Annotated in this window: 29 protein-coding genes; 19 read left to right on the plus strand and 10 right to left on the minus strand. The window is 56.2% G+C overall.

Annotation, left to right across the window (positions count from 1 at the left end; all coding sequences use genetic code 11):
* Window positions 1–5: 5 nt before the first annotated feature.
* Genes JYB84_RS17165 through JYB84_RS17240 form a run of 16 tightly spaced genes read left to right on the plus strand, consistent with a single transcriptional unit; the run spans window position 6 to window position 15,527 of the window.
* A complete protein-coding gene (locus JYB84_RS17165) occupies window positions 6–254 on the plus strand; it encodes an acyl carrier protein (protein ID WP_207321220.1) in 249 nt (82 codons plus the stop codon).
* Window positions 254–799 carry a COG4648 family protein gene (locus JYB84_RS17170; RefSeq protein WP_407695867.1) on the plus strand — a complete coding sequence of 182 codons (546 nt, stop codon included), beginning with the start codon at window positions 254–256 and terminating at the stop codon, window positions 797–799. The genes JYB84_RS17165 and JYB84_RS17170 overlap by 1 nt, the downstream gene beginning before the upstream one ends.
* Window positions 796–2,157, plus strand: a complete 1,362-nt coding sequence (locus JYB84_RS17175) for an AMP-binding protein (protein WP_207321221.1) — start codon at window positions 796–798, stop codon at window positions 2,155–2,157. Before JYB84_RS17170 ends, JYB84_RS17175 begins: the two co-directional genes overlap by 4 nt.
* Window positions 2,150–2,509 (plus strand): ApeI family dehydratase, encoded by a 360-nt coding sequence (locus JYB84_RS17180; protein WP_207321222.1) that lies wholly within the window; start codon window positions 2,150–2,152, stop codon window positions 2,507–2,509. Before JYB84_RS17175 ends, JYB84_RS17180 begins: the two co-directional genes overlap by 8 nt.
* A complete protein-coding gene (locus JYB84_RS17185; protein ID WP_207321223.1) occupies window positions 2,509–4,203 on the plus strand; it encodes a glycosyltransferase family 2 protein in 1,695 nt (564 codons plus the stop codon). The genes JYB84_RS17180 and JYB84_RS17185 overlap by 1 nt, the downstream gene beginning before the upstream one ends.
* Entirely contained in the window at window positions 4,196–5,758 is a 1,563-nt protein-coding gene (locus tag JYB84_RS17190; RefSeq protein ID WP_207321224.1) for an HAL/PAL/TAL family ammonia-lyase, read from the plus strand. Before JYB84_RS17185 ends, JYB84_RS17190 begins: the two co-directional genes overlap by 8 nt.
* Entirely contained in the window at window positions 5,755–6,183 is a 429-nt protein-coding gene (locus JYB84_RS17195; protein WP_207321225.1) for an acyl-CoA thioesterase, read from the plus strand. The genes JYB84_RS17190 and JYB84_RS17195 overlap by 4 nt, the downstream gene beginning before the upstream one ends.
* A gap of 13 nt (window positions 6,184–6,196) precedes the next feature.
* Complete coding sequence (locus JYB84_RS17200) at window positions 6,197–6,856, plus strand: outer membrane lipoprotein carrier protein LolA (protein WP_207321226.1); 660 nt, start codon at window positions 6,197–6,199, stop codon at window positions 6,854–6,856.
* Window positions 6,853–9,147 (plus strand): MMPL family transporter, encoded by a 2,295-nt coding sequence (locus JYB84_RS17205; RefSeq protein ID WP_207321227.1) that lies wholly within the window; start codon window positions 6,853–6,855, stop codon window positions 9,145–9,147. Before JYB84_RS17200 ends, JYB84_RS17205 begins: the two co-directional genes overlap by 4 nt.
* Window positions 9,148–10,413, plus strand: a complete 1,266-nt coding sequence (locus tag JYB84_RS17210; protein ID WP_207321228.1) for an NAD(P)/FAD-dependent oxidoreductase — start codon at window positions 9,148–9,150, stop codon at window positions 10,411–10,413.
* 3 nt (window positions 10,414–10,416) lie between these two features.
* Complete coding sequence (locus JYB84_RS17215; RefSeq protein WP_207321229.1) at window positions 10,417–11,049, plus strand: DUF3261 domain-containing protein; 633 nt, start codon at window positions 10,417–10,419, stop codon at window positions 11,047–11,049.
* A 33-nt stretch (window positions 11,050–11,082) separates the two neighbouring features.
* Window positions 11,083–12,282 (plus strand): beta-ketoacyl-[acyl-carrier-protein] synthase family protein, encoded by a 1,200-nt coding sequence (locus tag JYB84_RS17220; protein WP_207321230.1) that lies wholly within the window; start codon window positions 11,083–11,085, stop codon window positions 12,280–12,282.
* Entirely contained in the window at window positions 12,275–12,766 is a 492-nt protein-coding gene (locus JYB84_RS17225) for an ApeP family dehydratase (protein WP_207321231.1), read from the plus strand. Before JYB84_RS17220 ends, JYB84_RS17225 begins: the two co-directional genes overlap by 8 nt.
* 24 nt (window positions 12,767–12,790) lie before the next feature.
* Window positions 12,791–13,516: a 3-ketoacyl-ACP reductase FabG2 gene (locus tag JYB84_RS17230; RefSeq protein WP_207321232.1), complete on the plus strand. Its 726-nt coding sequence runs from the start codon at window positions 12,791–12,793 to the stop codon at window positions 13,514–13,516.
* Window positions 13,513–14,745 carry a beta-ketoacyl-ACP synthase gene (locus JYB84_RS17235; RefSeq protein WP_207321233.1) on the plus strand — a complete coding sequence of 411 codons (1,233 nt, stop codon included), beginning with the start codon at window positions 13,513–13,515 and terminating at the stop codon, window positions 14,743–14,745. Before JYB84_RS17230 ends, JYB84_RS17235 begins: the two co-directional genes overlap by 4 nt.
* Before the next feature lie 14 nt (window positions 14,746–14,759).
* Window positions 14,760–15,527 (plus strand): hypothetical protein, encoded by a 768-nt coding sequence (locus tag JYB84_RS17240; protein WP_207321234.1) that lies wholly within the window; start codon window positions 14,760–14,762, stop codon window positions 15,525–15,527.
* Window positions 15,528–15,535: 8 nt separating this feature from the next.
* Here JYB84_RS17240 and JYB84_RS17245 read toward each other — a convergent pair whose 3' ends face one another.
* On the minus strand, window positions 15,536–16,660 hold the full coding sequence (locus tag JYB84_RS17245) for an HD domain-containing phosphohydrolase (protein ID WP_207321235.1): 1,125 nt from the start codon (window positions 16,658–16,660) through the stop codon (window positions 15,536–15,538).
* 163 nt (window positions 16,661–16,823) lie between these two features.
* Here JYB84_RS17245 and JYB84_RS17250 point away from each other — a divergent pair, with 163 nt between their 5' ends.
* A complete protein-coding gene (locus JYB84_RS17250; RefSeq protein ID WP_207321236.1) occupies window positions 16,824–17,132 on the plus strand; it encodes a rhodanese-like domain-containing protein in 309 nt (102 codons plus the stop codon).
* A gap of 66 nt (window positions 17,133–17,198) precedes the next feature.
* Here the strand turns inward: JYB84_RS17250 and JYB84_RS17255 are convergent, their stop codons facing one another.
* The 5 genes from JYB84_RS17255 to JYB84_RS17275 form a co-directional block, all read right to left on the minus strand.
* A complete protein-coding gene (locus JYB84_RS17255; RefSeq protein WP_207321237.1) occupies window positions 17,199–17,786 on the minus strand; it encodes an FMN-dependent NADH-azoreductase in 588 nt (195 codons plus the stop codon).
* Between the two features lie 240 nt (window positions 17,787–18,026).
* Entirely contained in the window at window positions 18,027–18,488 is a 462-nt protein-coding gene (locus JYB84_RS17260) for a thioesterase domain-containing protein (RefSeq protein ID WP_207321238.1), read from the minus strand.
* 1 nt (window position 18,489) lies between these two features.
* On the minus strand, window positions 18,490–18,927 hold the full coding sequence (gene dtd, locus JYB84_RS17265; RefSeq protein ID WP_207321239.1) for a D-aminoacyl-tRNA deacylase: 438 nt from the start codon (window positions 18,925–18,927) through the stop codon (window positions 18,490–18,492).
* Window positions 18,928–18,932: 5 nt separating this feature from the next.
* Window positions 18,933–19,892 carry an alpha/beta fold hydrolase gene (locus tag JYB84_RS17270; protein ID WP_228290831.1) on the minus strand — a complete coding sequence of 320 codons (960 nt, stop codon included), beginning with the start codon at window positions 19,890–19,892 and terminating at the stop codon, window positions 18,933–18,935.
* Window positions 19,889–20,824 carry a virulence factor BrkB family protein gene (locus JYB84_RS17275; RefSeq protein WP_207323287.1) on the minus strand — a complete coding sequence of 312 codons (936 nt, stop codon included), beginning with the start codon at window positions 20,822–20,824 and terminating at the stop codon, window positions 19,889–19,891. The genes JYB84_RS17270 and JYB84_RS17275 overlap by 4 nt, the downstream gene beginning before the upstream one ends.
* Before the next feature lie 117 nt (window positions 20,825–20,941).
* On the opposite strand from JYB84_RS17275, the gene JYB84_RS17280 reads away from it, so the two are divergent.
* Window positions 20,942–21,163 carry a hypothetical protein gene (locus JYB84_RS17280; protein WP_207321240.1) on the plus strand — a complete coding sequence of 74 codons (222 nt, stop codon included), beginning with the start codon at window positions 20,942–20,944 and terminating at the stop codon, window positions 21,161–21,163.
* Window positions 21,164–21,186: 23 nt separating this feature from the next.
* Window positions 21,187–21,837, plus strand: a complete 651-nt coding sequence (locus JYB84_RS17285) for a DUF2959 domain-containing protein (protein ID WP_207321241.1) — start codon at window positions 21,187–21,189, stop codon at window positions 21,835–21,837.
* 43 nt (window positions 21,838–21,880) lie between these two features.
* Here JYB84_RS17285 and JYB84_RS17290 read toward each other — a convergent pair whose 3' ends face one another.
* From JYB84_RS17290 to typA, 4 genes are all read right to left on the minus strand, one after another.
* Window positions 21,881–22,762 carry a hypothetical protein gene (locus tag JYB84_RS17290; protein ID WP_207321242.1) on the minus strand — a complete coding sequence of 294 codons (882 nt, stop codon included), beginning with the start codon at window positions 22,760–22,762 and terminating at the stop codon, window positions 21,881–21,883.
* Entirely contained in the window at window positions 22,759–24,099 is a 1,341-nt protein-coding gene (locus JYB84_RS17295; protein WP_207321243.1) for a diguanylate cyclase domain-containing protein, read from the minus strand. The genes JYB84_RS17290 and JYB84_RS17295 overlap by 4 nt, the downstream gene beginning before the upstream one ends.
* Before the next feature lie 246 nt (window positions 24,100–24,345).
* Complete coding sequence (locus JYB84_RS17300; protein WP_207321244.1) at window positions 24,346–24,888, minus strand: phosphatase PAP2 family protein; 543 nt, start codon at window positions 24,886–24,888, stop codon at window positions 24,346–24,348.
* A 242-nt stretch (window positions 24,889–25,130) separates the two neighbouring features.
* On the minus strand, window positions 25,131–26,945 hold the full coding sequence (typA, locus tag JYB84_RS17305) for a translational GTPase TypA (protein WP_207321245.1): 1,815 nt from the start codon (window positions 26,943–26,945) through the stop codon (window positions 25,131–25,133).
* Window positions 26,946–26,960 lie beyond the last annotated feature (15 nt).

Genomic DNA, 26,960 nt, shown 5'->3' on the forward strand with positions numbered 1-26,960 from the left:
AGAAGATGCAGAATCGCGAACAAATTCTGGAAATGCTCACGGGCATATTGGTAGACGAATTCGAAATCGACGCTGCGGCTATCACTCCCGAAGCCTCCCTGTATCAGGATCTGGATCTGGACAGCATAGACGCGGTGGATTTGGTCATTAAGCTGCAACAGCTGACCGGCAAAAAAATCCAACCGGACGAATTCAAATCCGTCCGTACTGTCGATGACGTAATCAATGCCATCGAAGGCTTGGTTAAAGCCTGATGCAGGCAGTTAAGCTGCTGACATTCGCCCTGCTGCTGGCCTACCCTTTGGCCGTGTGGCTGGGATTGAACTATTTGCCACCGGGCACCCTGGCACTGGCACTGTGCCTGTTGCTGCTGCTCCGACTGGCATTGGAAAAACAGCAGCTGAAACTGCTGACCCTGCCGCTGCTGGCGGGGCTGCTGCTCAGCGCCTTAAGCCTGCTGGCAAAACAGCAGCATTGGCTGCTCTACTATCCGATAGTGATCAATCTGAGTATGTTGGGGTTATTTGGTTACTCTCTGCTCAGGGAACCCACCATAGTGGAGCGACTGGCCCGTCTGCAGGAACCGGATTTACCTGCCGAAGCCAGGCCCTATCTCAGAAATGTCACCCGGCTTTGGTGTGGCCTGTTTGTTATCAATGCCGGTATGGCATTTTACACGGCACAGTTTGCCGGCCTGGATGCCTGGACCCTTTACAATGGCTTGATCGCCTATCTGTTGATGGGGCTGCTGGCCGGTGGTGAATGGCTCTACCGTAAACTCTGGTTGAAAAGAACATGACAGCATCCCTTATCAACTGGCTGAAACAGGGCCCAACCGGGCAACAGCTCATCAGTTTCAACCACCATGACATAGTGACGGGAAGTCTCTTCACGCAACAAGTGAGCCATTGGTGGCAGAAGTTGCAACAGCAGCCTGCCCAGCGCTGGCTGTTGGCCTGCGAAGCCAGCGATCTGTTTGCCGTTGGATTATGTGCCGCCCTGCTGGCGGGAAAGGAAGTGGTGTTACCCCCCAATACCCAGAAGGGCACACTGCAGGCCTTAAGCCATGCCTTTGATGCCATTCTGGCGGATACCGAGCTGGCCCAGGGTTGCACTCAGCTGATGTTGCGCAAGGAAAACGGCTTGGCCGACGCCCATTGGCCAAGCCCGTCACATCTGGGCAGCCTGACCCTGTATACCTCAGGCTCCAGTGGCGAACCCAAGGCGGTGACCAAATCCCTGGCCCAGTTGGATGCCGAGGTCGCGACCCTGGAGCGAACCTTCGCCGATCATCTGCCCCATTGCAGCGTGCTGGCAACCGTCTCCCACCAGCATATTTATGGATTGCTGTTTAAAATCCTCTGGCCGCTGGCAGCCAGCCGTCCCTTTATGAGTGAACAAATTGAGTACCCCGAGACCCTGAGCTACTACACAGCACTGCTGCCCAACCTCTGCCTTATCAGCAGCCCGGCGCAGCTCTCCCGTTTGCCGGAAGCTCTGGAGTTTGAACCACAGCAGCACAGCCCCAGCCTGATTTTCAGCTCCGGCGGCCCACTGAGTCAGGAAGCCGCCGCGGCCATTGCCAAAGTGTACGGCAAGCTGCCCATCGAAGTGTATGGCAGCACAGAAACCGGTGGCATAGGTTACAGGCGGCAGCTGAACATGAATGAGCCCTGGCAACCTTTCCCCGGAATTGGCGTTAAGCAGGATAAGGAAGGTGCGCTGCTGTTGACCTCACCCTATCTCGCCGATGCCAACACTCTGCGCTGCGATGACCAGATATCCCTGCTGGCCGATGGTCGTTTTGTGCTTGAAGGCCGCCTCGACCGGATTGTAAAAATTGAAGAGAAACGCCTGTCGCTGGTGCAAATGGAACAACTGCTGACCCGTCACCCCCTGGTCAACCAGGCGGCACTGGTGGTATTGGAGCAATCACGCACCCAATTGGGCGCCGTGATAGAACTGTCCGCCGAGGGACAAAGGGTCTTGGCCGAAGAAGGTAAGCTGGCGCTCAATAATCTGCTCAAAGCCCAGCTGCTGACCGAGTTTGAACGGGTAACCTTACCAAAGCGATGGCGTTACCCCAAGCAGCTGCCAGTCAACAGCCAGGGCAAACGACAGCTGCAATCCCTGTTGGAGTTGTTCAGTCATGATTGAATCCCAATTGCCCCGGGTGCTTGAACGTCAGGTAGAAGAACAGCAAGTGCGTTTGTTACTGGCGCTTGATGCCGGGCTGCCGTTTTTTCAAGGGCACTTCCCAGCTCAACCCGTGTTGCCGGGCGTCGCACAGCTGGATTGGGCCATTCGCTTTGGCTGTGACTACTTTGGTTACGATGCTGAGGTAGCCACATTGGAAGTGCTCAAATTTCAACAATTAATGCTGCCTGATACAAAAATTGAACTGCTACTGAACAATCAGCCAGGACAAAATAAATTCAGCTTCAGTTATCAGCTGGGTGACAACCGCTTCGCATCTGGTCGGGTGCTGCTCGCCAAGGGAGAGCACTGATGCGGCTTGCTTTGGTGATCCCCAATTACAATCACAGTGATGCCATGTCCGCCACTCTGGAGCGATTGGCTCCCCTTGGGCTGCCGGTATTTGTGATCAATGATGGCAGCAACGATCACACCCGCCATGTGCTGCAACAATTGGCACAGCAGTATACCTGGGTAACCTTGCTGCACCATCCCTACAACCGGGGAAAAGGAGCCGCGGTGATGACGGGGCTCAGGGCGGCATACAGTGCCGGGTTCACCCACGGGTTGCAGGTGGATGCCGACGGTCAGCACAATCTGGATGATATCCCGGCCATGATAGCCCTGGCCCGGGCAAATCCTGAGGCCGTGATCTCCGGCCTGCCCCAGTACGATGCCTCCATTCCCAAAGGGCGCCTCTATGGCCGCTACATTACCCATTTCTGGGTTTGGGTCGAAACCCTGAGTTTTGATATTCAGGATTCCATGTGTGGTTTCCGCATTTATCCATTGGCAGCAACTGAAGCCCTGTTTCAAGAGGAATGTCTCGGCGAACGCATGGACTTTGACATAGAGGTTTTGGTCCGGCTGTTCTGGCGCCGCACCCCGGTATTACACTTGCCAACGCGAGTGATTTATCCAGAGGGTGGCATCAGCCACTTCCAGGGACTGCAGGACAATTTGCGTATCAGCTGGCTGCATACCCGGTTATTTTTCGGCATGCTGAAGCGCCTGCCGCGACTGCTCAGCCACAGGCCGGAACATCACTGGGCCAGCATAGGCGAACGCGGCAGTTATTGGGGCATTCGCCTGTTGGCTGCCAGCTACCGCCTTGGTGGCCACTGGCTGTGCCGGGCAATCATGTACCCGGTAATAGGTTATTTCTTTCTGACCGGCAGCGCGGCCAGACAGGCCTCACAGCAGTTTCTCAATAAAGTGCTGGCTCAGGATCCCAAGCATCCGCAATTACAGCCCAAGGTTCACTGGTACCACAGCTTCAAACACTTCATTCAATTCGGTAATGCCGCCCTCGACCGCATTGATGCCTGGTGTCAGCGCTCAGGCATGGAGCAAGTGGACTTTCCCGAGCGGCAATCCTTGCTGGACAGGTTGAACAGTGGCAAGGGAGCAATACTGCTGGCATCCCATCTGGGTAATCCGGAATTATGTCGCGCCATCTCAGTGAACCAACGCAAGGTGACAGTGAATGTGTTGGTGATGACAGCCAATGCCGCCAACTTCAATCGGGTGTTGAAGCAGCTCAATCCTGACAGCGATCTTAACCTCATACATATCAATGAGCTGGATCCATCTACCTCGGTCATGTTGGCCGATAAAGTAGCGGCCGGAGAGTTGGTCGTCATAGCGGCGGACCGCACCCCGGCAGGCAATCAGAGCCGTATCACCATGGCCCCATTTTTCGACGATGAAGCGGCCTTTCCCCAGGGCCCTTTTATCCTGGCTGGCCTGCTGGATTGCCCTGTTTACCTGATGTTCTGCCTGAAGGAAGAAGGGCGCTACCGCGTATTTGTCGAACCCTTTGCCGACAGTCTGAAACTCCCCCGCAAGGAAAGGGCCTCGGGGATAGAGCAGGCGGTAAAGCGTTATGCCTCACGGTTGGAGCACTACGCCCGGCGCCAGCCCATGCAATGGTTTAATTTTTTCGATTTTTGGCATCAACACAAAACTGCCGATGATAGGTCACAGGACAGACACACTCATGAATAACGCTAACCCATCAATACCAAATGAAGAGATTGTTCATGTTGGCCGCAGAATGCTCAGCCTGGAACAGGTCGTCGCCATCGCCGAAGGTGCTAGCGTAAGTCTTTGTAAAGACGATGATTACCGTGAGTATATTCAAAAGGGTGCCCGCTTTATCGACAGCCTGCTGCACGAAGAAGGTGTTGTCTACGGTGTTACCACAGGGTATGGCGATTCCTGTACTGTCAACGTCGGCCTGGATCTGGTGCACGAGCTGCCGCTGCACCTGTCCCGCTTCCATGGCTGCGGCATGGGTGAGATCCTCAGCGTGCCCCAGGCCCGCGCCGTCATGGCTTGCCGTCTCAACTCCCTGGCCATTGGCAAATCCGGCGTCAGTTATGAATTGCTGGAGCGTATAGAGACCCTGCTGAACCTCAATGTCGTCCCCGCCATTCCGGAAGAAGGCTCAGTGGGAGCCAGCGGCGATCTCACCCCCTTATCATACCTGGCGGCCATATTGGTCGGTGAGCGCGATGTCATCTATCAAGGCCAAAGGCGACCGGCTATCGAAGTATTGCAGCAGTTGGACCTGGCACCGCTAAAACTGCGCCCCAAGGAAGGCCTGGCGCTGATGAACGGCACCGCCGTGATGACGGCCCTGGCTTGTCTGGCCTACCACAGGGCGGATTACCTGTGCCGTTTGGCCAGCCGCATTACTGCCATGGCGTCATTAACGCTCAAGGGTAACTCCAACCACTTCGATGAGTTGCTGTTTGCGGTAAAACCCCACCCGGGTCAAAACCAGGTGGCGAGCTGGATCCGCGAAGATCTCAATCACCACGAGCATCCCCGCAATTCCGACCGGCTGCAGGACAGATATTCCATCCGCTGTGCGCCGCACATTATCGGGGTATTGGCCGATGCCCAGCCCTTCCTGCGCCAGTTTATCGAGACCGAGCTCAACAGCGCCAACGACAATCCCATAGTGGATGGCGAGGGTGAGCACATACTGCACGGTGGCCATTTCTACGGCGGACATATCGCCTTTGCCATGGATGCCATGAAAAACGCCGTGGCCAACATAGCCGATCTGCTCGACCGGCAGATGGCTTTGGTCATGGACACCAAGTTCAACAATGGCCTGCCGGCCAATCTGTCCGCGGCCCGAGGCGAGCGACGTCCCATCAACCACGGCTTTAAAGCGGTGCAGATTGGGGTCTCTGCCTGGACCGCCGAGGCGCTGAAACTCACCATGCCCGCCAGCGTGTTTTCCCGCTCGACCGAGTGCCATAACCAGGACAAGGTCAGCATGGGCACCATAGCGGCGCGTGACTGTCTGCGAGTGCTGCAATTGACCGAGCAGGTGGGCGCGGCCTCCTTGCTGGCCATGACCCAGGGTGTCCGTTTGCGGATCATCGCCGGCGAATTGCAGCAGGATTCACTCACGGCCTCAGTAGCCCAAACCCTGCATCAGGTCAGTGCCGATTGTGATCTGCTGACCGAAGACAGGCCGCTTGAGGCACTGCTGCGCAATACCGTAGCGAAAATTCAGCAACGCCAATGGGAGGTATGCCGATGAAGGCGCTGCTGAGCGTTGAAACCGAGATTCAGATACCCTTTTTCGACGTAGATTCCATGGGTATTACCTGGCACGGCAATTACCTGCGCTATTTTGAGGTGGCCAGATGCCTGTTGCTCGACAAGCTGGACTACAACTATCGCCAGATGCAAGCCTCGGGTTATGCCTGGCCCATTGTGGATCTGCAGGTCAAATATGTGCGCGCCAGCAGCTTTGAACAAAAAATCAAAGTGACCGCGTCTCTGGTTGAGTGGGAAAACCGTCTCAGGATTGATTATCTGATAACAGATGCGCACTCCGGCACACGCTTGACCAAGGGATATACGATTCAGGCCGCGGTCGCCATCGACAGCCAGGAACTGTGCTTTGTCACGCCCGAGGTGTTCCAGGCCAAGATCAGGCCATTACTTGAAAACATGGATTAACAAAGAGCCCCCAATGCAACTGATTGGCAAGTTAATATCCGGCATTCTGCTGTTCGCGCTACTGACCGCGGGCGCCGGGGCCGAAGATACTTTGTTCGACTCTCCGGCCGGCAGCGACGCGCTGAACGACTTCAGTACCAGCATGGGCGGGGCGCAGTCGCTGCGCGGCCAATTTGCACAATTGCGTCAACTCAAGGTATTGAAGCGACCACTGCACAGCGAGGGATATTTTTTGTTTGCCCCGGATAAGGGACTGGTATGGCAACAACAGACCCCTTTTCCAAACCGCTTGTTGCTGCAACAACATCAGCTGTGGCAGCAAGACAGTCAAGGGCACTGGCAGCAATTTCCAACCGGTGGCGCCGATTCCCCTGCGGGAATTATGCCTCTGCTGGTGAAGGGCTTACTCTCTGGTGACATCTCGCCGTTACAGGAGCGGTTCCAGTTGTATCTGCAAACGGGACCAGAGTGGCAACTGGGACTCGTGCCAAAAGACCCTGCCCTGGCCAACCTGTTCAGCCGCATCCGGGTTGAAGGCGCAGGGCAACTGGTGCAACGCCTGCAATTATTCAGTGCCAATGGCGACTGCAGCGATATCCACTTCAGCGCTCAGGAAGCGGGCCCGTTAAGTGACGCCGAACTTGCCACCTTTATTCCCGGCCAGACCCCATGAGCCCATTTCGCCGCCTGTTGTTATGGTGCCTGCTGATGTTTGGCCTGCTGTATCTGGGGGCCAGGCAGCAGAGCGACCCGATTGAGAACGACATTCTCGCCATGTTGCCCAGCATGCAACAGGACGCCTTAACGACCCAGGCTCTGGAGCGCTTACAACACCAACTGGGGGACAAATCTTACCTGGCGCTGGAAAGCCCAACCCGGGAAGGAGCTGTGCAAGCGGGCAAAACCATGTTAGCCCAACTGACAAAGGCATCGGAGGCCTTTGTGGAAGTGCACAGTGCCGATACCCTTGACCCCCAGGCCTGGTACAGATTCTATTTTCCCCATCGATTCGGGCTGCTGACCGAAGAGCAAAGGCGCCTGCTTGAGGCCTCCAACCTGGATCCGCTGCTGCAGGCCAGTCTCAGTCAGCTCTACAGTGGCTTCAGCCTGGGTCACAGCGCTCTGGTGGAGCATGACCCCTTATTGCTGTTTCCCGCCTTTGTCCAGGGACTGGCGGGCCAGCAGCAACTGCAAAGCGATCAAGGAATATTGCTCAGTCCCACCCAAGGAGGCTGGGCAGCGCTGCTGATATTGAAGGGGCGCGGCAGTGTGTTCAGTCCCGCAGCCCAGCAACAGCAACTGGCGGCCATAGACGCCGCAGTAACCGCCTTGCCGCAGGGGGTTACAGTGCTGCGGGCCGGGGCCTTGTTCCATGCGGCCGAAGCCACCGCCAGTGCCAAGCGGGAAATCAGCCTTATCGGGGGCCTGTCCCTTGCAGGTGTGGTGTTGTTGGTATTGTTGGCATTCAGATCCCTGACACCACTGCTGCTGGCCATGCTCACCCTGCTCGGTGGCCTGTTGTCGGCCCTGGTATGCACCTTGGTGTTGTTTGGCAAAATTTACCTGCTGACCCTGGTTTTCGGCACCAGCCTTATCGGTATCGCCATAGATTACAGTTTCCATTTCCATGCGGAGCGCCTGGGACGTAAGGAAACGGCCGGAACAACCCTGACGCGGATCCTACCGGCACTGACGCTGGCATTGGCCAGCAGCGCCCTGGCGTACCTGGCCTTGGCACTGACACCTTTCCCGGGCATGCAACAGGTGGGTGTGTTTTGTGCCGCGGGCCTCAGTGGCGCCTTTATCACTCTGTGGCTCTGCTTTCCCGCCCTTGGCGGCCGCCCCCTGCCCGAGCCCAAACTGCTCCTGGCTCATCAATGGCTGCAACTATACCACAAGCTGCTGGCTTCCCGTGCTGTTTGGGCTCTGCCTGCATTGATGTTGTCGGCATTGTTGGGCCTGGGCCTGCTGCAGGCCAATGATGATATTCGCCAGCTGCAGCAGGGCAGCGAACAGTTAACCCAAGAAGAATCCAGGGTCAGGCAATTACTGGCGGGCGGCACCGACAATCAGTTCCTGCTGCTGAGAGCCGGGTCGCAGCAACAGCTGTTACAAGTCTTGGAGTCAGTGCAGCCCACCTTGGACGCCGCGGTTAAGGCAGGCGAGCTGCAAAGTCACCTGAACCCGGCCAAGTACCTGCCTTCTATTGCCCGTCAGCAACAGGATTACCAACTGCAGCAACAGATCTACGCTGGCGGATTGGAGCTTGTGGCCGACTCTTTGGGGCTCACAACCGACGTTGCCACCGCTTTGGCCGGGGAATATGCCGCAGCCAAAGACGCCTGGATATTACCCGAGGCCTTCTTTGCATCACAGCTATCAGGGGAATTACGCGCCCTGTGGCTTCAGCAAGGTCAACAGTATGCCGCCATGGTGCTGCTGGGCGGGATCCGGGATCTGCCGGCATTGAAGCAAAGACTGGCGGCCTTGCCGGAAGTGCAACTGGTGGACAAGGTCGGTGATATATCGGCGTTGATGGCACACTTAAGGCAAATGACATTGGCGTTGCTGGCCGTCGCTCTGACCCTGGCGTTGCTGCTGTTCTCCCGTGGCCACGGCTGGCGCCTGGCGCTGCTGATGGTAAGTGTACCGGCATTGGCAGCGGCACTCACCCTCGGATTATTGGGCTGGCTTGGCTCTCCCCTGACCCTGTTTCACAGCCTGGCGCTGCTGCTGGTTTTTGGCATAGGTGTGGATTACAGCCTGTTCTTTGCCCGCTGTGAGCAGGATGGCGAGCGGGTGATGCTGGCGGTGTGCATGTCGGCCATTTCGACTTTGCTGGCCTTTGGCTTACTGGCACTGAGCCAGACCCCGGCAATTCATTATTTTGGCCTGACCCTGGCGCTGGGAATTGGCTTTACCTTTCTGTTGGCGCCGCTGCTGCATGTATTAAAGAGGAACTGAATGTCAGCCATCCCCGAGTTTGAAACCCAGGTCGCCATCATAGGGGCCGGCCCGGCCGGTGCCATTGCCGCCAGCTTGCTGCACAAAGCCGGGATCCGGGTACTGGTGCTGGAGCGGCAACAATTTCCGCGCTTTTCCATCGGCGAAAGCCTCTTGCCCTGCTGCATGCAGTTCATTGAGGCCGCCGGCATGTCGGAAGCCCTCAACAAGGCCGGTTTTCAGTTTAAGAACGGTGCGGCCTTCCGGCGCAACGGTAATTACAACTGCTTTGATTTCACAGATAAATTCACTCAAGGCCCGGGTACTACCTTCCAGGTGGAGAGAGCACATTTCGACAAGTTGCTGGCCGATACTGCCGCAGCTCAGGGAGTCAATATTCGCTATGGCCACAACGTCACTGCCATCGACCTCAATGCGCGCCCCATTCTCGACATCTGCGATGATCAAGGTCAGCAATACCGATTGCAAGCCGACTTTATCCTGGACGCCAGTGGCTTTGGCCGGGTATTGCCCAGACTGCTGGACTTGGAGCGTCCCTCAAACTTGCCACCCAGGCAGGCTATTTTCACCCATGTGGAAGATGGCATTACCGATCCCGACTTCGATCGCAATAAGATCCTCATCAGCGTCCACCCACAGCACCAGGATATCTGGTACTGGTTGATCCCCTTCAGCAATGGCCGCTGTTCATTGGGGGTTGTAGCCGAACCTGCACGTCTTGCCCACCAGCAAGGCACACTGGAGCAGCAACTGTTCGCCCTGGTCAATGAAGAGCCAGGACTGAAACGCCTGCTGTCCAATGCCAGGGCGGTCCGGGATACGGCGCAACTGGACGGCTATTCGGCACGGGTCAGTACCCTGGCCACCGACAAATTCGCCCTCTTGGGCAATGCCGGCGAATTCCTTGATCCCGTATTCTCCTCAGGCGTCACCATTGCTATGCAATCAAGTGCCTTTGCCGCTGATTGTTTAATAAGAAGGTACAATGGCGAAGAGGTTAGCTGGGACAAGGACTATTGCCAGCCTTTGACCCAGGGTGTCGACACCTTCCGTACCTATGTGGAAGCCTGGTATGACGGCCGCTTTCAACAGGTGATCTTCAGCGAAGATCAGAACCCCAAGGTCAAACAAATGATCTGCTCCATTCTCGCCGGCTATGCCTGGGACAGGGACAACCCCTTTGTGAAAGATTCGCTAAGGCGGCTGAATATGGTGGTAGAATTATGCGCGGATAGACAAAGCAGCCCCACCCCAGAGCCGAGTTAGTCAATGAAGCAATTATTCCTTTGGCCTTTCAGCCTCATAATGTTGTTGACCCTTGGTGGGTGCAGCCAGTTACTGCTGCGTCAGACCTGTGTCGGCCTGGCGACGGACATCAATTACTGCCTGGCTCCCTTACCGCTGCAGGATAAAGATCAGTTGCCAAAGGATCAGGCCCACGGGGCAGTGCAACCGGCCAGCCAGAGTGAAACCCAAAAAGTGAACCTGCAACTGGGTGAAACCCAGCATGAATTGCTGGGCCAGATGGTGCTGACGCCACAACGCCTGACCCTGGTGGGACTGGCCCCTTTGGGACACCCCCTGTTCAGCCTTGATTATGATGGCGTCAGATTACAGAGCGAACAAAGCCTGCTGCTGGGTGATGAGTTTCGGGCCGAGTACCTTATGGCCTTGATGCAACTCATGTATTGGCCTTTGGACAGCATCAATGCCAGTCTCAAGGGCGGTGCCCTGGTGCAGGAACCCTGTCACGCCGTACTGTGCCGGGTACTCTACCCCGATGGCGGCAAAGAGCAGATCCTCAGCATAGATTACAGCCACAGGGATCCCTGGCAGGCAAGAATCCACCTGCGCATTCCAGCGGTGGCTCTGAGCATGACAGTGACCCCCCTGGATTCCTAATAAACCCCGCCGGACTTGGGGTAGTTGATAAATATGACAAAGATAGCCATTACACAAATCGGACTGTGTACACCTCTGGGAAGCGACCCGGATACCGTGCTCAACCGCCTGCTGGCAGCAGATACCTCTGCCATGGTCTGGCGTGATGACCTGCTGTTGCAACAGCGAACCCTGGTCGGTGCGGTCGGGGATGCAGATCTGCCGCAGATTGCTCCCGAGTTGGCCCGTTTTGATTGCCGCAACAATCAATTGTTGCTGGCCGCTGCCAAGTCGCTGCAAGCAACCGTGGCCACGGCGCGAGCCCGCTACGGTGCCGATCGCATTGCCGTGGTCCTGGGGACCAGCACCTCAGGCATTTCCAAGGGCGAAGAAGCGCTGAAATACCGGGCCGAGAACGGCCACTTCCCGGCGGAGTACCATTACTTTCAGCAGGAGCTGGGCAGCACCAGCGATTTTTTACGGCGGGTTTTCGACCTTGATGGTCCTTGTTACACCCTGTCCACTGCCTGTTCATCCAGTGCCAAGGTCTTTGCCAGCGGCAAGCGCCTGTTGGATGCCAATCTGGCGGATATGGTGATTGTGGGCGGCGTGGATACCCTGTGCAAGCTGACCCTTAACGGTTTCGATGCGCTGGAGTCTGTGTCCAAGGGCCACTGCAATCCCTTCAGTGCCAACCGCGATGGCATCAACATTGGCGAGGGTGCAGCCTTGTTTGCCCTTGAGCGCGGCGACAACGGCATATTGCTCAGCGGTATAGGGGAATCGGCCGATGCCCACCATATTTCAGCGCCCCATCCCGAGGGAGAAGGGGCCATGGCCGCCATGAGAGCAGCCCTGGCCGATGCTGGCCTGACAACGGCGGATATCGACTATATCAATCTCCATGGCACGGCGACGCCGAAAAATGACGCCATGGAAAGCCGGGCTGTGACCGGTATATTTGGTGCAGAGGGTCCCTGGTGCAGTTCCACCAAGCCGCTGACCGGCCATGCCTTGGGCGCCGCCGGCGCCCTGGAAGCCGCCTTCTGCATTCTCTTGCTGTCCGATCTGAATCACAAGGGTGGCCTGCCCCTCCAGCACTGGGATGGTGTGGCCGACCCGGCCGACCCCAAGCTGCGGCTGGTGTCCGCCAAGGCGCCCAGATTCTGGCCCAAGCATGTGATGAGTAATTCCTTCGCCTTTGGCGGCAGCAATGCCAGCCTGATTTTCAGCCGGAGCCAAGCCAATGACTGATGCTGTGTGGCAAACGCCACCTTTGGCGGAACTGCCGATCGAAACCTTTATTCCCCACCGCGCGCCCATGGTGCTTATCGACAGGGCCCTTGAGCATCGCAAGGACTTCCTCGAAACTCAGGTGTGCATTGATGAGCAAAGCCCCTTCTTCGATGGGCTCAAAGGCGGCGTGCCCAATTATGTGGGCATAGAGTACATGGCCCAAAGCATTGCCGCCCTGGCAGGCATTGAGGCCAAGCTGGCCGGCCTGCCGGTCCGTATTGGTTTTTTGCTGGGCAGCCGCAAACTGCAACTGCATCAAGGCTGCTTCCTGGCGGGGCATGAATATCGTGTCCGGGTACAGCGACTGTATCAGGAAGACACGGGATTGGCGGTTTTCGACTGTCAGATCCTGGAGGGCGAGACGGTGGTGGCCAGTGCCAATATCAACGTATTCCAGCCGGATGATGCCCTGGCCTATATAGCCGAAAGCCGTCAGGATTGAAGCGGACGACATAGGAGAATAATAATGAAAAACAGGATCTTGGTTACCGGCTCCAGCCGTGGAATAGGCAAGGCCATAGCACTCAGACTGGCCGGAGCCGGCTATGATATAGGACTGCATTATCACAGCAATGCTGCCGCGGCCGACGCCACAGCCGCCGAGCTGACCACTCTGGGCGCCAAGGTGAGTCTGTTGCAATTTGACGTGGCCGATCGTCAGGCCGTGCGTCAGGCCATTGAGGCCGATATTGAGGCCAACGGTGCCTTTTATGGTGTGGTACTCAATGCCGGTATTACCCGGGACACGGCCTTTCCCGCCATGTCAGAGCAGGAATGGGACTCGGTGATCCACACCAATCTCGACGGTTTCTACAATGTGCTGCAGCCCTGCGTCATGCCCATGGTGCAGACGCGCAGGGGCGGTCGCATCATCACCCTGGCATCCGTTTCCGGCCTCGCCGGCAATCGTGGCCAGGTGAATTATTCCGCGTCCAAAGCCGGCATCATAGGTGCCACCAAGGCACTGTCGCTGGAGCTGGCCAAGCGCAAGATCACAGTCAACTGCATAGCACCGGGGTTGATTGAGACCGACATGGTGAGCGATTTCCCCAAGGACATGATCGACGAACTGGTACCGCTCAAGCGCATGGGTAAGCCGGAGGAAATTGCCGCCCTGGCCGCCTTCCTGATGTCCGACGATGCCGCTTACATTACCCGTCAGGTGATCTCGGTGAACGGAGGTATGCTGTGAGCCGCCGGGTTGTGATCACAGGTGCCGCGGCCATTTCCAGTCTGGGGCAGGATTGGGACAGCATAGCCACCAGCCTCAGGGCCATGGAGAACAAGGTAGTGCGCATGGCCGACTGGGACAGGTTTGATGGCCTTAATACCCGTTTGGCGGCCCCGGTCTGCGACTTTGTGGTACCGGCGCACTATTCACGCAAGAAGATCCGCTCCATGGGCCGGGTGTCCCTGATGGCAACCCGCGCCAGCGAGCTGGCCCTGGAAGCGGCTGGCCTGTTGGACAGTCCACTGCTGACCAGCGGCGACATGGGCATAGCCTACGGCTCCTCCACCGGCAGCACAGATCCTCTGATAGGCTTTGGCCGCATGCTGGCCGACGGTGATATGTCCGGCATAGATGCCACCAGTTATATACGTATGATGGCCCACACCACGGCGGTCAATGTCGGGGTTTACTTCGGCCTCAAGGGCCGGGTGCACACCACCAGCAGCGCCTGCACCTCGGGCAGTCAGGGTCTGGGCTACGCCTACGAGGCAATCAAGTTCGGCCGCCAGACGGCCATGCTTGCCGGCGGCGCCGAGGAGCTGTGCGCCAGCGAGGCCGTGGTATTCGACACCCTGTTCGCCACCAGCACCCGCAACGACAGCCCTCAGCTGACGCCGCGCCCCTTCGACCGCGATCGCGATGGTCTGGTGATAGGTGAAGGGGCCTGTACCCTGGTGTTGGAAGAACTTGAACACGCCAAGGCCAGGGGCGCCAGGATCTATGCGGAAGTTGTGGGCTTTGGCACCAACGCCGATGGTCTGCATGTGACCCAGCCCAATGCCGACACCATGGAGCAGGCCATACGCCTGGCGCTCAAAGATGCCAATCTCGCGCCCGACGCCATAGGCTATGTCAATGCCCACGGCACAGCCACCGACCGGGGCGATATCGCCGAAACCCGGGCAACGGCGGCGGTATTCGGCGCCCGCATGCCCATCTCGTCCCTCAAGAGCTACACGGGTCATACCCTTGGCGCCTGCGGTGCCTTGGAAGCCTGGCTCAGCGTTGAGATGATGAATGCCGGTTGGTTTGCACCGACCCTGAACCTGCACAATATCGATCCCCAATGCGGTGAACTGGATTATCTGCACTCGGGGATACGGGCATTGGATACCGAATTTGTGATGAGCAATAATTTTGCCTTCGGCGGTATCAATACTTCACTGATTTTCAAACGCTGGAATAACTGACAAGGACTTCATTTATGTGGCGCAAGACACTGAATACCATCTGCAAACCGGCCCTGCTGTTGGCGCTGTTGTTGGCGCCGCTGGGCTTAAGTGCCCGGGAATACAGTCAGCAGGATTTTATTGAGGCTTTCAGTAGCCAGAATGTCTATAAAGTGAGGCGGGCCTCGGACGCGCTGCAGTTTGAGGGCATGGGCGAACCGGCAATCTTTGCCAATATTGCCACTGAACTGGCCAAACTGACCGAGACACAGGAGTCACTGGGAAAGCAGGAACTGCAGCTCAGCGCCTGGTTAATGCGCGCCCTGGCATACTCAGGCGACCCCAAGTTTCAAAACCTGTTGCAGGAATACACAGGCAAACACAACCACAAGAAACTGCGCCAGTATGCCAAGGAAGCACTCAGCAGTTTCAAGCAGCAACAGTTATGGCAGCCCATCATCAACAATCGGGCACATTGGGATCAGCAGCTAAGCCCAAGAATTAATGCCCTGGCCAACGGCCTGCGCAGCGGTCATCTGGAGCTGATGCGCGAAGCGGCCCGTACCATCACAGCCGATGCCATCCATCATCCCTTTTTACTTAAGCTGTTATCCGGGGAGCTTGCCCGGCAACACTACCTAAGTGACGAGGGTTTATCAGTGGACACCTACGCCTGGATGGCCAAGGCCCTGGCCAGCTCGGGAGAGGCAGAGTACGAACCCCAATTGCGCGCCATGGCCGACGGCAAATTGCCCAAGTCCCTGCGTAAGTACATCAAGGGTTACCTCAAAACCTATTATTAACCCTTGCATCATTCTCCATCAGGGAAGCCCAGAATAATGTCCTGGGCCTCCTGACCGCGTCGCTTCAATGCCGCCACACAAAGCGGATCCAACTTACCCAAGGCGACCATGCACTCCAACTCCTCCAGTGCCTGGGCAATTGGCCAAGACGTCTTGTAGGGACGCTTGCTGGTCAGGGCATCGAAGATATCCGCCACTGCTACTATTCTGGCCACCTTGGGGATAGCCTCGCCCTTCAGGCCCCGGGGATAGCCGCTGCCATCAAGAAACTCGTGATGACAGGCCACCAGATTGAGCATGATGTCCGAGTCCGGCAGATGCTCGACCCCAAAATCACCCAGGATCTTGCGGATCAACAACTCTCCTTTTTCCACATGGCTGCGCATCAGCTGCCACTCACCGGCGTCCAGGGGGCCGGGTTTCAGCAACACCCGGTCAGGAATACCTATCTTGCCCACATCATGCAGCGGGGCAAACAAGGCAATATGCTCTATTTGTTCATCAGTAAGTTCAAAGGCTTCCCTGACCTCGATGGCAATCAGCCTGGAATAGCGTGCCATGCGCTCCAGGTGGGCACCTGTTTCAAAATCCCGCAGATGGGCAAATTCCCGCGCCACCCGCGCCGAGTTCAGCACTGTGCGGATAGCCCTCAACTCGGCACTGATGGCCATATTGATCAGGTTGGAATAGAGCAGTAAATCCCGCTGCACCTTGGGGGTGAAGGCCGCCGCCTGGCAGGAGTCGAAAAACAGGAAACCTATCAGCTGCTGCTCGTCGTACAAAGGCAGGGTGAAGGATGACAAATAATCCTGATCCAGCAACCACTGACTGTGGCGGGTATGGGGACCAAAACTGCTGCGGATATCGTCCACCACCCGGCAGTAACCCGTATGGGCCAGGGAAGACAGGGATTCGCTGTGGCTCAGGGGATACTGGTAGGCCTGAATGGCCGTGCCTCTGTGGGTACTGTTGATAAAGGTTTTGAGCATATCATCGCCCGCATCGTAGAGGGCGAAGGCAACCCTGTCGATTTGGGGCATGGTCTGCTTCAGATGATTGTGCATCCGCGTCAAACGCTCGGCAGCCGTGCCCCTTTCGGGCCAAAGGTGTTCCGGATGAAAATGCTGTTCCATGGCTGCCCCCAATCCAGATGCTGTGCCTTAAAGTGCATCCCCAGACTAGAGCCACTGATGGCCTCCACTCTTTGATCCTGCGCAAAAAGCGTGCACTCTATTGCAGTTCACATTCAATTAGATTATTTTCAATCAGATTTTTCTAATTAAAGAGAGTAAGCCCATGGAGCAACCACAAGTGAAGTGCCTTGACGCCGCTGCCAGCTGGCAGCTGATTGACCAGGGGATTCCCGTTATAGATGTGCGCAGTGCCGCTGAATTTGCCGCCGGTCACCTGCAGGGAGCCACCAATGTGCCCCTGGACTCCCTGAGTCAGTGGGCACAGCAACAGGCCGATAAACAGCAAGCCTTGTTACTCTACTGTGGCGCAGGTATTCGTGCCCAAAAGGGTTGCGATCTGTTGTGCGCAGAGGGCTTTATGGCCGTCAGCAACGCCGGGGCCCTCAAGGATCTGCTCAGCCACAGGGACTGACAGCAATCTATGCCATACAGCAAAAAACCGCCTGGGAGGCGGTTTTTTTATTGCAGAAACTGAAGCTTAGATAGCCAAAGCTGCCATGGCGTTCCGGGCCTGTGACAATCCCTGCTCGCTGGCTTCTGGCCCCATATTCAGCGCCTCGGCATACACCACCTCTACTTCGCTGATACCGATAAAACCCAGTACGGTTTTGAGGTAGGGCACCACATGGTCACTGGCGGCATCTTTGTGTACTCCACCGCGGGTGGTGATCACTATGGCTTTCTTGCCCTGGATCAGCCCCACCGGGCCTTGTTCGGTATAGGTAAAAGTCACACCGGCGCGGGCCACCAGATCAATCCAGTTTTTCAGCTGGGTAGGAATACCAAAGTTATACATGGGCGCAGCAATCACCAGAGTATCGTGGGCCTTCAGCTCGGCGATCAGGCTATCGGACAATGCCAGCGCCTGCTGCTGGCGTTCGCTGAGGGAATCACCGCCACGCAGTCCGGAGGCAATCTCACCATCCAACACAGGCAGGGGATCGGCGGCCAAATCCCGCACAGTCACCTCGACTTCGCTCATTTGTGACAACAACTGATTGACCAGATTCCCCGATTGGGAATAACCACCAAGAATGCTGGATTTCAACACCAAAACTTTTGACATAACTCACTCCCAATTTCACAGCACCCCAAGGTGCGATTCGATGGTATTGAGTCTATTGACCCACAAAAGAGAAAAAAAGCGGATTAAATTGGAGAAATACTTCTAAAAAATAGAAAGCTATTAAAATTGAAAACTTTAAAAATAGCAAGGCCAGTCAATGACTGGCCTTCGCATCCTTCTGTCTGAAGGCAATACCGGATTGCCGTTATGGCACACAAGAGAACGACAGAGAGAGTGCCATCAAGCCGGCTTATGTGCCCCCGGCAAGCTGACATACTGACCGCTGAACTCGGCGCATAACTTATCAGCACACCAGAGTGTCACATCCAGCGTCACCTTAACCCGTTTACCACGGGCCAAGGGGCTGAGATCTTGCCCTGGCCAACTGACTCTGGCCACAGGGGCTCCGGTGACGGGTGCCAGATAACGAATATGGGCGTCGGCCAGCACTATATCCCCATGCAGCTCGTGACTGCGCTGCATCAGCCACAGCAGGCCCCAGCCCGTCAGGGTCAGCAAGGTATAAATACTGCCGGCAAACATGGTCTGGTGCAGGTTAATATTGGGCGCCAGGGGCGCAGCCACCGTCAGCTGCTCGCCGTCAAACTGTTGCGGCCTGATTTGCATGAATTCACTGACGGGAATAGTGTTGTGCCAGGTGGCGGCAAGCTCGCTCACCAGGGCATCAAAGTTGGATGACATATTAGACCTGTAAATGAAAGGTGACCGGACCGTCGTTGACCAGTTCGACCTGCATATTGGCACCAAAGCTGCCGGTTTCCGTGGTCATTCCCTGGCTGCGGCAATAGTCAATGAACGCCAGATACAAGTGTTCGGCCTGCTCAGGGGTACCGGCGCCGGAGAATCCCGGCCTGAGACCGCGGCCCGTATCCGCCGCCAGGGTAAATTGGGACACCACCAGCAGGGCGCCACCGGCTTGGGACACATTGAGGTTCATCTTGCCTTCGGCATCGGCAAACACACGATACTGCATGACCTTATTGGCGAGCTTTTCCAGTTTGGCCCTGTCATCGCCGCGCTCGACTCCCAGCAATACCAGCAAGCCCTTGTCTATGGCGCCGGTCGTTTCCCCGGCCACTGTCACCCGCGCCCGGCTGACCCTTTGAATCAATGCAATCACATTTACTACCTGTTGATTTGCTGTTGTTGAACCATGGTTTGAATTGCGTCGGCAACTGCCCGGCACATCTTGGCATCTGCCAGGGAATGAAACCCCTCTGGCACCTTGGTGATGTCCACTGTACCGGCCTCGGGCAACCAGATTTCAGATTGCAATACCGACCAGGGACACACCCAATCCTGCTCACCCTGCAACACTAGGCTTGGCGCGGTAATCTTGGTCACCACCCGCTGCAACAACTCCAGCGCGCCGAAATAGTGATTACGGGCGTAATGCAGTTCGGTGCGGGCCAACACTGTACTGTGCCAACCTATGGGCTGCAACAGCCGGTTACCCGGAAAAGCCAGCGCCATTTCCCATTCCAACCAGCGCCGCAGCGCCGGTTCGCGGATCTTATCGTCGGCATGTTCAAATGCCTTGTGAAAATAATCGAATAGCAGGGGCAACCAGCCCTTGATGGGAATACCACTGCTGAATCTTTGGTAATCCTCATCAAACAGACGGGCAGCGCCATCCGGGCCGTAAAGCCAGGAAAGTCCGGTAAGGGAAGGCACAAACAAGCCCCAATACACCTGCGCCATGACGCGCTGGGGGTAGAGACCACTGTATATCAGTCCCAGAGTGGCACCAAAGGAGCCACCAACCAGGCACCAGGCCTCTATGCCCAAGGCCTCACGCACCAACTCAAGGTCGGCCAACAGCGCCTGCAGATGGTTGTGGTTCAGCTCTCCCCTGGGCAGGGACTGACCTGCTCCGCGTTGGTCGAGCAGCAACAAACGCACCCTGCAGTTGGCAAACAGGCGGGTATCATCGGCGTTGCAACCTGCCCCCGGGCCACCGTGGAGATACAGCACAGGCACCCCTTCGGGATCGCCATACTGGGCCAGATGCAACTCGTGACCGTCGCCAACCGGGAGCCTGTGGCTGGCCAAAAGAGGCAATGGCATGCCGGCATCATGCATCATGGCTTATCCTCACCTGGCTGAGCGTTCGACACCGCCCCGTCTTGGATGCCGACATTTTCAGAGGACTCGGCACTCTCTGTGCTTGCAACACGCTCCGCACTGGCGACACTTTCGGCATGGTCCAGGTATTCGGGCAAGGCTGCCGTGATGACAGCACCAAGCAACACTATCATCCATGAAAGGTAGACCCACACGAATAGAATGGGAATGGTCGCCAGGGCGCCGTAGATGGCCTGGTAACTGGGAAAGTGGGTCACGTAAAAGGCAAAGCCCTTCTTGCCGGCCTCAAATAACAGCGCCGCCACCAGAGCGCCCAACAACGCATGGAAAAACCTCACCCTCTGATTGGGTACCGCCATATACAGCAACAGGAATGCTGCGATGGAAAACAGCAGCGGTAAGCGTTGCAGCAGCATGGGTACCACGCCGTAAAATTCCGCCTCGTGGACCACCTTAAGTGATACCAGATAAGAGGTGGCAACCAAGCTGGCACCAACCAATACCGGCCCTAGGGTCAAAACCATCCAGTACATGGAGAAAGACACCATCAGGCGGCGCTTTTCCCTGGTACGCCAAATGGCGTTGAGGGCCTTATCGATGGCGGAAATCAGCAGTATGGCCACCAACACCAGAAAGCCAATACCGACGGCCGTTCCCTTGGAGGCATTGCTGACAAACTCATTGATATACACCTGAACCGTATCACCGGCGGCGGGCAAAAAATTCTCGTAGACAAAGGCTTCTATCTCGCCACGGATCCCCTTGAACACGGGGAAGGCTGACAACATTGACATGGTAACGGCCACCAGGGGTACCAGTGACAACAGGGTGACATAGGCCAGATGGCCGGCACGGATGTTGATTTGATCTTCGATCAGCCGCTGCCGCAGGTGCAGCACAAAACGCCAAATGCCGCGAAACCAATGCACCATCTTTATCCCATCTATCTTATATTTCACTGCTTTTCTCTTGCGGGCTGTGGTCATGGGCGGTTAAGTTCGTACAATAAAGCCTAGAACAAGTTCATGACAAGTCTAAGGAGTGAATTGATGAGCCAACAAGGTTCTGCCGGTAATGTGATAGCCGCGCTTGCCAGTCTGTTTTTCCCCGGCCTCGGCCAACTGCTGCAGGGACGCATACTTGCCGCCCTGGTTTTCTTTGTCGTCACTGTGGTGGGCTACGCCCTCTGGTGGCTGGTGGTGCCCGCCATTATTGGTGGCATTGCCCATCTGTGGGCCATCATAGATGCGGCCAAATTCAAGGCCGACTGAGGGCCCCAAAGGAGAATGACTCAATGAAGACATTACTGACACTGACCCTGGCCTGCTCCCTGATGCTGCTCAGTGGCTGTCAGAGTGCCTATTATGGCGCCATGGAAAAGGTCGGCTATCACAAACGCGACATCATGGTTGACCGGGTGAAGGATGCCAAGGAATCCCAGGAAGAAGCGCAAAAGCAATTCAACTCGGCGCTGGAGGAAATGCAGGCCCTGCTTGGCCACAGTGGCGGCGATTTGGAGCGGGCTTACAGCAAGGCCAAAGACGAGTATGACGCCTCGCTGGAAGCCGCCGAGCAGGTCAGCAGTCGCATCGATAAGGTAGAAGATGTGGCCGAGGCGCTGTTTGAAGAATGGCAGAATGAAATCGGCGAGATCAGCAGCGCCAACCTGCGCAGCAAAAGTCAGGCAAAACTCAGGGAAACCAAGCGTTCCTATGAGACCATGGTACGCAGCATGCGTCGGGCCGAGAGCAAGATGCCGCCGGTGCTGACCGCCATGAAGGACAATATGCTGTATCTCAAGCACAATCTGAATGCCCAAACCCTGGGGGCCATCAAGGGTGAATTCGGCAACCTGAAGCGGGATATCACGGGACTTATCAAGGAAATGAAAAAGTCCATCGCCGAGTCCAACAAATTTATCGCCGCCATGGAAGCTGGCGAGTAACAAACCAAAAGCAACACGGCCCCTTGGGGCCGTTTTTGTTAGCCTACTTCCCCCCGAAACGGCGCATCACCTCAAGCTGCATAGCACGGATCTCATCGGCATTCGAAGTACGTGGCAACAGGGGATTTTGCAGGTACAGGAAGCGGCGTTTGGCAAAGTCAGCGCGCTCAAAGGCACTCCTGTGCTGGGGAAAACCATAGAACAGCTGGTCGAAACTGCCATCTGCCTGGGCACGTTTAAGGCCATATTCCAACCGGTTGGCCAACAGCTCGTTATCGCGGGCCACAAAGAAATACATGGCTGCCGGATATACCAGCACCAGCTGACGGTCGACAGCCACGGTCGGCATATCCCGGTTGTCTGTCTCGGCAAAAATTTCGGTCACACCCCGGGGGAAATAGCTTCCCGGATGCCGGGCCAGGAAGGGATAGAGATCCACTTCGGCTACATCTGTATTCACTTCCAGGCGATTGAGCCTGAGTACCTGGGTGTCGGGCCAGTCCCGCCCCTGAATCGCTGTCAGCGACGTCAACTGCTTCAAGTCAGTGATGTTGGCATAGAGCTCAGAATCTGCCTTATTAATGGCCAACAGGCGGATACCGTACATGCCCTTGGTTAGCGGCACCCGCACCGGCCTTGCCTCCACCTCCCGGCCATAACTGGTCATGGTCCAGAACACGTCTATGGTGCCCTTTTCCAACTCCCGCAGATGGCGCTTCTGGGAAATCTCAATGTCTATGGCCTTAAGCTCAAAGGGGCCGTATTTATCACTGGATTTTTCCAGGGCCAATTGCAGCAGCAGCCCAAAGTAGCTGTTGTTCGGGTTGTGCTTGAGACTGGTGGCATCCACATAGGTCACCCGGGTCGGTTCCGCCGCAGTGGCCAGGGCCGACAGCAGACAAAGCAGCAGGGTTAAGCCCCTCATGCCTGCACCGCGCTGAGTTTTCGTTGCTGTTTGTCCTGATACATGGCCTGGTCCGCATGGTGCAGCAACTCGGAAATGGCATTGCCGTGTTCGGGGAAGCAAGCCACTCCCAAACTGAGACTGATATCCAGGTGTACCCCTTGATAATCAAAAGGCTGACTGCATACCTCACCGAGTAACTTAGCCTTCACCCTATCCTGCTGCTCGCGGGTGCAAACCCTGGGCAGGATAAGCAAAAATTCATCGCCGCCCAACCTGGCCACGGTATCCGAGCCCCTCAGGGTGTGCCTCATTCGCCTGGCAACTTCCACCAACAGTGCATCCCCCACGGCATGACCATAGGTGTCGTTGACCTGTTTGAATCGATTGAGATCGATATTGATGATGCTGAAGCGGGATGCTGTGCCTTGCTGGGACAGCTGCTCCAGGATCAACATGGCGTGGCGGCGGTTGGGTAACTTGGTCAACACATCCTGCATAGAAATTTGATGGGCCAAACGATAGGCATTGAGCACCAAAATAAAGCTCAATAACAGGCTCAGAGCCACGGTATACCCCGCTACCCTGGGCAAATTGTCCTTTACCCAATTGGACACTGGAACTGCGGCAGATGACGCTTTCAGGGACAGCCCCATTTGCCAACTGCCACTGACCAGATGCACTGTCTCGCTCAGCAGCGGGTCCTGAAATACGCCCGGCTCACCAAAAAACACTTCGCCATCGGCACCGGTACCGTCGCGACCGCGAATCGCCAGACTCACGTTATCCGGAAGGTCATAAACCCCGGCATCGCGGAACAAACCATCAATATCCAGAACTATGCTGCATGTCCCCCAGTACTGGCTGTTTTGGGGCGCATCCGAGAAAATAGGCACCCTGGCTATGATGGCCGTGCCGCCCTGAACCAGCTCCAGTGGGCCGGATATAATAATGTGCTGGGCCTGACGTGCCTGCTGCACCGTCTGCCATTGATTGGGATAGTCGCGAAAATCCAAACCTATGACCCGCTCGTTGCCTTGCAGCGGATAAACGAAGGCCATGACATCATTGGGTGCCACCCCAATATTGCGTATATGCTCCGCCTTGCGGGTCAGCTGCATGGCCACCTGTTCCCACTGTTCAAAGGTGGATTCGGGACTGAAGCTGATGAGGGTTGCCAGACTGTCGGCCAAAAACACTTCGGCATTGACCTCGGCTTCGATATTGGCGCGGATCAGTGCCAATTGTTGCGATAAACCACGGGAGCGCTCGGCTTCCGCATCGCGAAGATAGCTCTGCTGCAGGTACTCAACTGTGGAATAGGCCAGTATTATGTACACCAGCACAAAGGCAACCATGCCTACTTTTGTCCTGAATAACTTACCGGCGTTCATTGTTCAGTACTCAATGCCAAGTGCTCTGGAGCCAAGCATAGCACCGGGGAGGTCGATGCCAGCTTAAGCAGGAATGATTCTTTGGGGTAGAGTAAAGCATAACATAGTGTTAATAAATCAATTTTTACCCTGTCTCCCAGTGTTCAAGCCCCAGACCCACAGAAAACACCGGCCCATGCACCCTGTGTAAAATTGTATCAAGCCGGCTTGTCACCAGCGGCCAGTGAACATCAGACCATAACTGCCATTGGCTGCGTAAGGGGTGATTTTGATGCCTTTATAAGGTTCGACGAAGTAATAGCTGCTCAAAATGCCGATCAAGGCACCGGCGGCAACATCCGTGGTGTCATGTTTATCGGACTCAATCCGGGTATAGCCCACGTAGGCAGCCACGAGATAAGCCGGTACACCATAGCCCCAGCCATAGCGGCGCTGAATAAAGGCTGCACCGGTAAAGGCCGTGGCCGCATGACCGGATGGGAAGGCGCTGCAGCAATTGCCATTGGGCCTTTCCTTGTGCACAGACTTTTTCAGTACATAAACCGTGGTTTCCGTGGTCACAACCGCCTTTATCCATTGAATGCTGCCATCAAAACCATCCTCATAAAACAAGGTTGCCGCCAACGCCACGGCCGGGACGGCATATTGCAGAGTATCCCCCTGCTGCTCGATTGAGTCTTTGGCAAGCGTCTTGAGCGGCCAGGCAAACAACAGCCAAGCCAACAGAGGATAAAGCCAAATCCTGGGAGTCATAAAAGTACATGGTGCCATGGTAATCACCTCGAATGTGCTGTAGCGGAGACACCAGAAGTTCATGACTCAGTCTGGATAGCCGGACTGACGTGTGCAACTTTGGTTCCTCATTAACCAATTAGTACAGACTTGGCATAGTCCCCAGCCTTTCATAGCTCTTTTTGAGGTAAGTCAATCGGCACCTCGAAGAGTACCAATAAAAAACCCGGCGCAAGGCCGGGTCTTTTTATTTTTTAACGCTATCAGCCTTGGCGGCTGGCGCGCTTGCGATCGTTTTCGGTCAGGAACTTCTTACGCACGCGAATGCTCTTGGGCGTGACTTCCACCAGTTCATCGTCATCGATGAATTCCAGTGCCTGTTCCAGCGTCATCTGGATATGAGGAGTCAGAACCTGAGCCTCGTCGGTGCCTGATGCACGCATGTTGGTCAGCTGCTTACCCTTGAGGCAGTTTACCGTCAGGTCATTGGAGCGGCTGTGGATACCCACTACCTGGCCTTCGTAGACTTCGGCGGCGTGGCCGATCATCAGACGACCGCGATCCTGCAGACCGAACAGGGCGAAGGTCAGCGCCTTACCAGTGGCGTTGGAGATCAGTACGCCGTTGGCACGCTGACCGATTTCACCACCCTTGTAAGGACCGTAGTGATCAAAGGTATGGTACAGCAGACCTGTACCTGAAGTGGCGGTCATAAACTCGGTTTGGAAACCGATCAGACCACGACTTGGGATCACGAAATCGATACGCACACGGCCTTTACCGTCGAGCTGCATATCTTTCATGTCAGCCTTACGGGTGCCCAGCTTCTCGATAACTGTACCTTGATGGTCTTCTTCCACGTCAACGGTCAGGGTTTCGAACGGCTCACATTTCTCGCCGTCGATTTCGCGAATGATCACTTCAGGACGGGACACGGCCAGCTCGAAACCTTCACGGCGCATGTTTTCAATCAGAATAGACAGGTGCAATTCACCACGACCGGACACGCGGAAACGATCCGGGCTGTCGGTCTCTTCCACACGCAGGGCCACGTTGTGCACCAGTTCCTGTTGCAGACGCTCGAGGATGTTACGTGAAGTCACGTACTTACCTTCTTTACCGGCAAACGGAGAAGTGTTTACCTGGAAGGTCATGGTCAGGGTTGGCTCGTCAACGGACAGAGGCGGCAGCGCCTCAACATTGCCGGCGGCGCAAATGGTATCGGAAATTTTCAGCTCGCCCAGGCCAGTGACGGCCACAATGTCACCGGCGTTGGCAACATCGACTTCGTGGCGCTCCAGGCCCATGTAGCCCAGTACCTGACCGATTTTGCCGTTACGGGTTTTGCCGTCGGCACCGACCACAGTCACCTGTTGGTTGGTCTTGACGCTGCCGCGCTTGATGCGACCCACGCCGATAACGCCCACGTAGCTGTTGTAGTCCAGCTGGGAGATCTGCATCTGGAACGCGCCTTCGGCGTCTGCATCCGGAGGAGATACTTTTTCCACTATGGTTTGGAACAGCGGCGTCATGTCAGCGCTGGTGTCATCGGGATCCAGGGTCGCGAAGCCGTTCAGGGCAGAGGCATAAACGATAGGGAAGTCCAGCTGCTCATCGGTGGCACCCAGGTTGTCAAACAGGTCAAACACCTGGTCGATAACCCAATCAGGGCGGGCACCGGGACGGTCAATCTTGTTGATGACCACAATAGGCTTGAGCCCTTGAGCAAAGGCCTTCTTGGTCACGAAACGGGTCTGTGGCATGGGGCCGTCAACGGCATCCACCAGCAGCAACACAGAATCCACCATGGACAGTACACGCTCAACCTCACCGCCGAAGTCGGCGTGGCCGGGGGTGTCCACGATGTTGATACGGTAATCGTTCCACTTGATGGCAGTGTTCTTGGCCAGGATAGTGATACCACGTTCCTTTTCCAGATCGTTGGAGTCCATCACCCGCTCAGTGGCTTCGCCCCGTGTTGCCAGGGTTCCTGACTGTGCCAGCAGCTTATCAACCAGGGTGGTCTTACCGTGGTCAACGTGCGCAATAATGGCGATGTTACGTAAATTCTCTAACACTATTAGCCTCTTACC

It is taken from the genome of Shewanella cyperi (assembly GCF_017354985.1).
In the GTDB taxonomy this organism is placed as follows: Bacteria; Pseudomonadota; Gammaproteobacteria; order Enterobacterales; family Shewanellaceae; genus Shewanella; species Shewanella cyperi.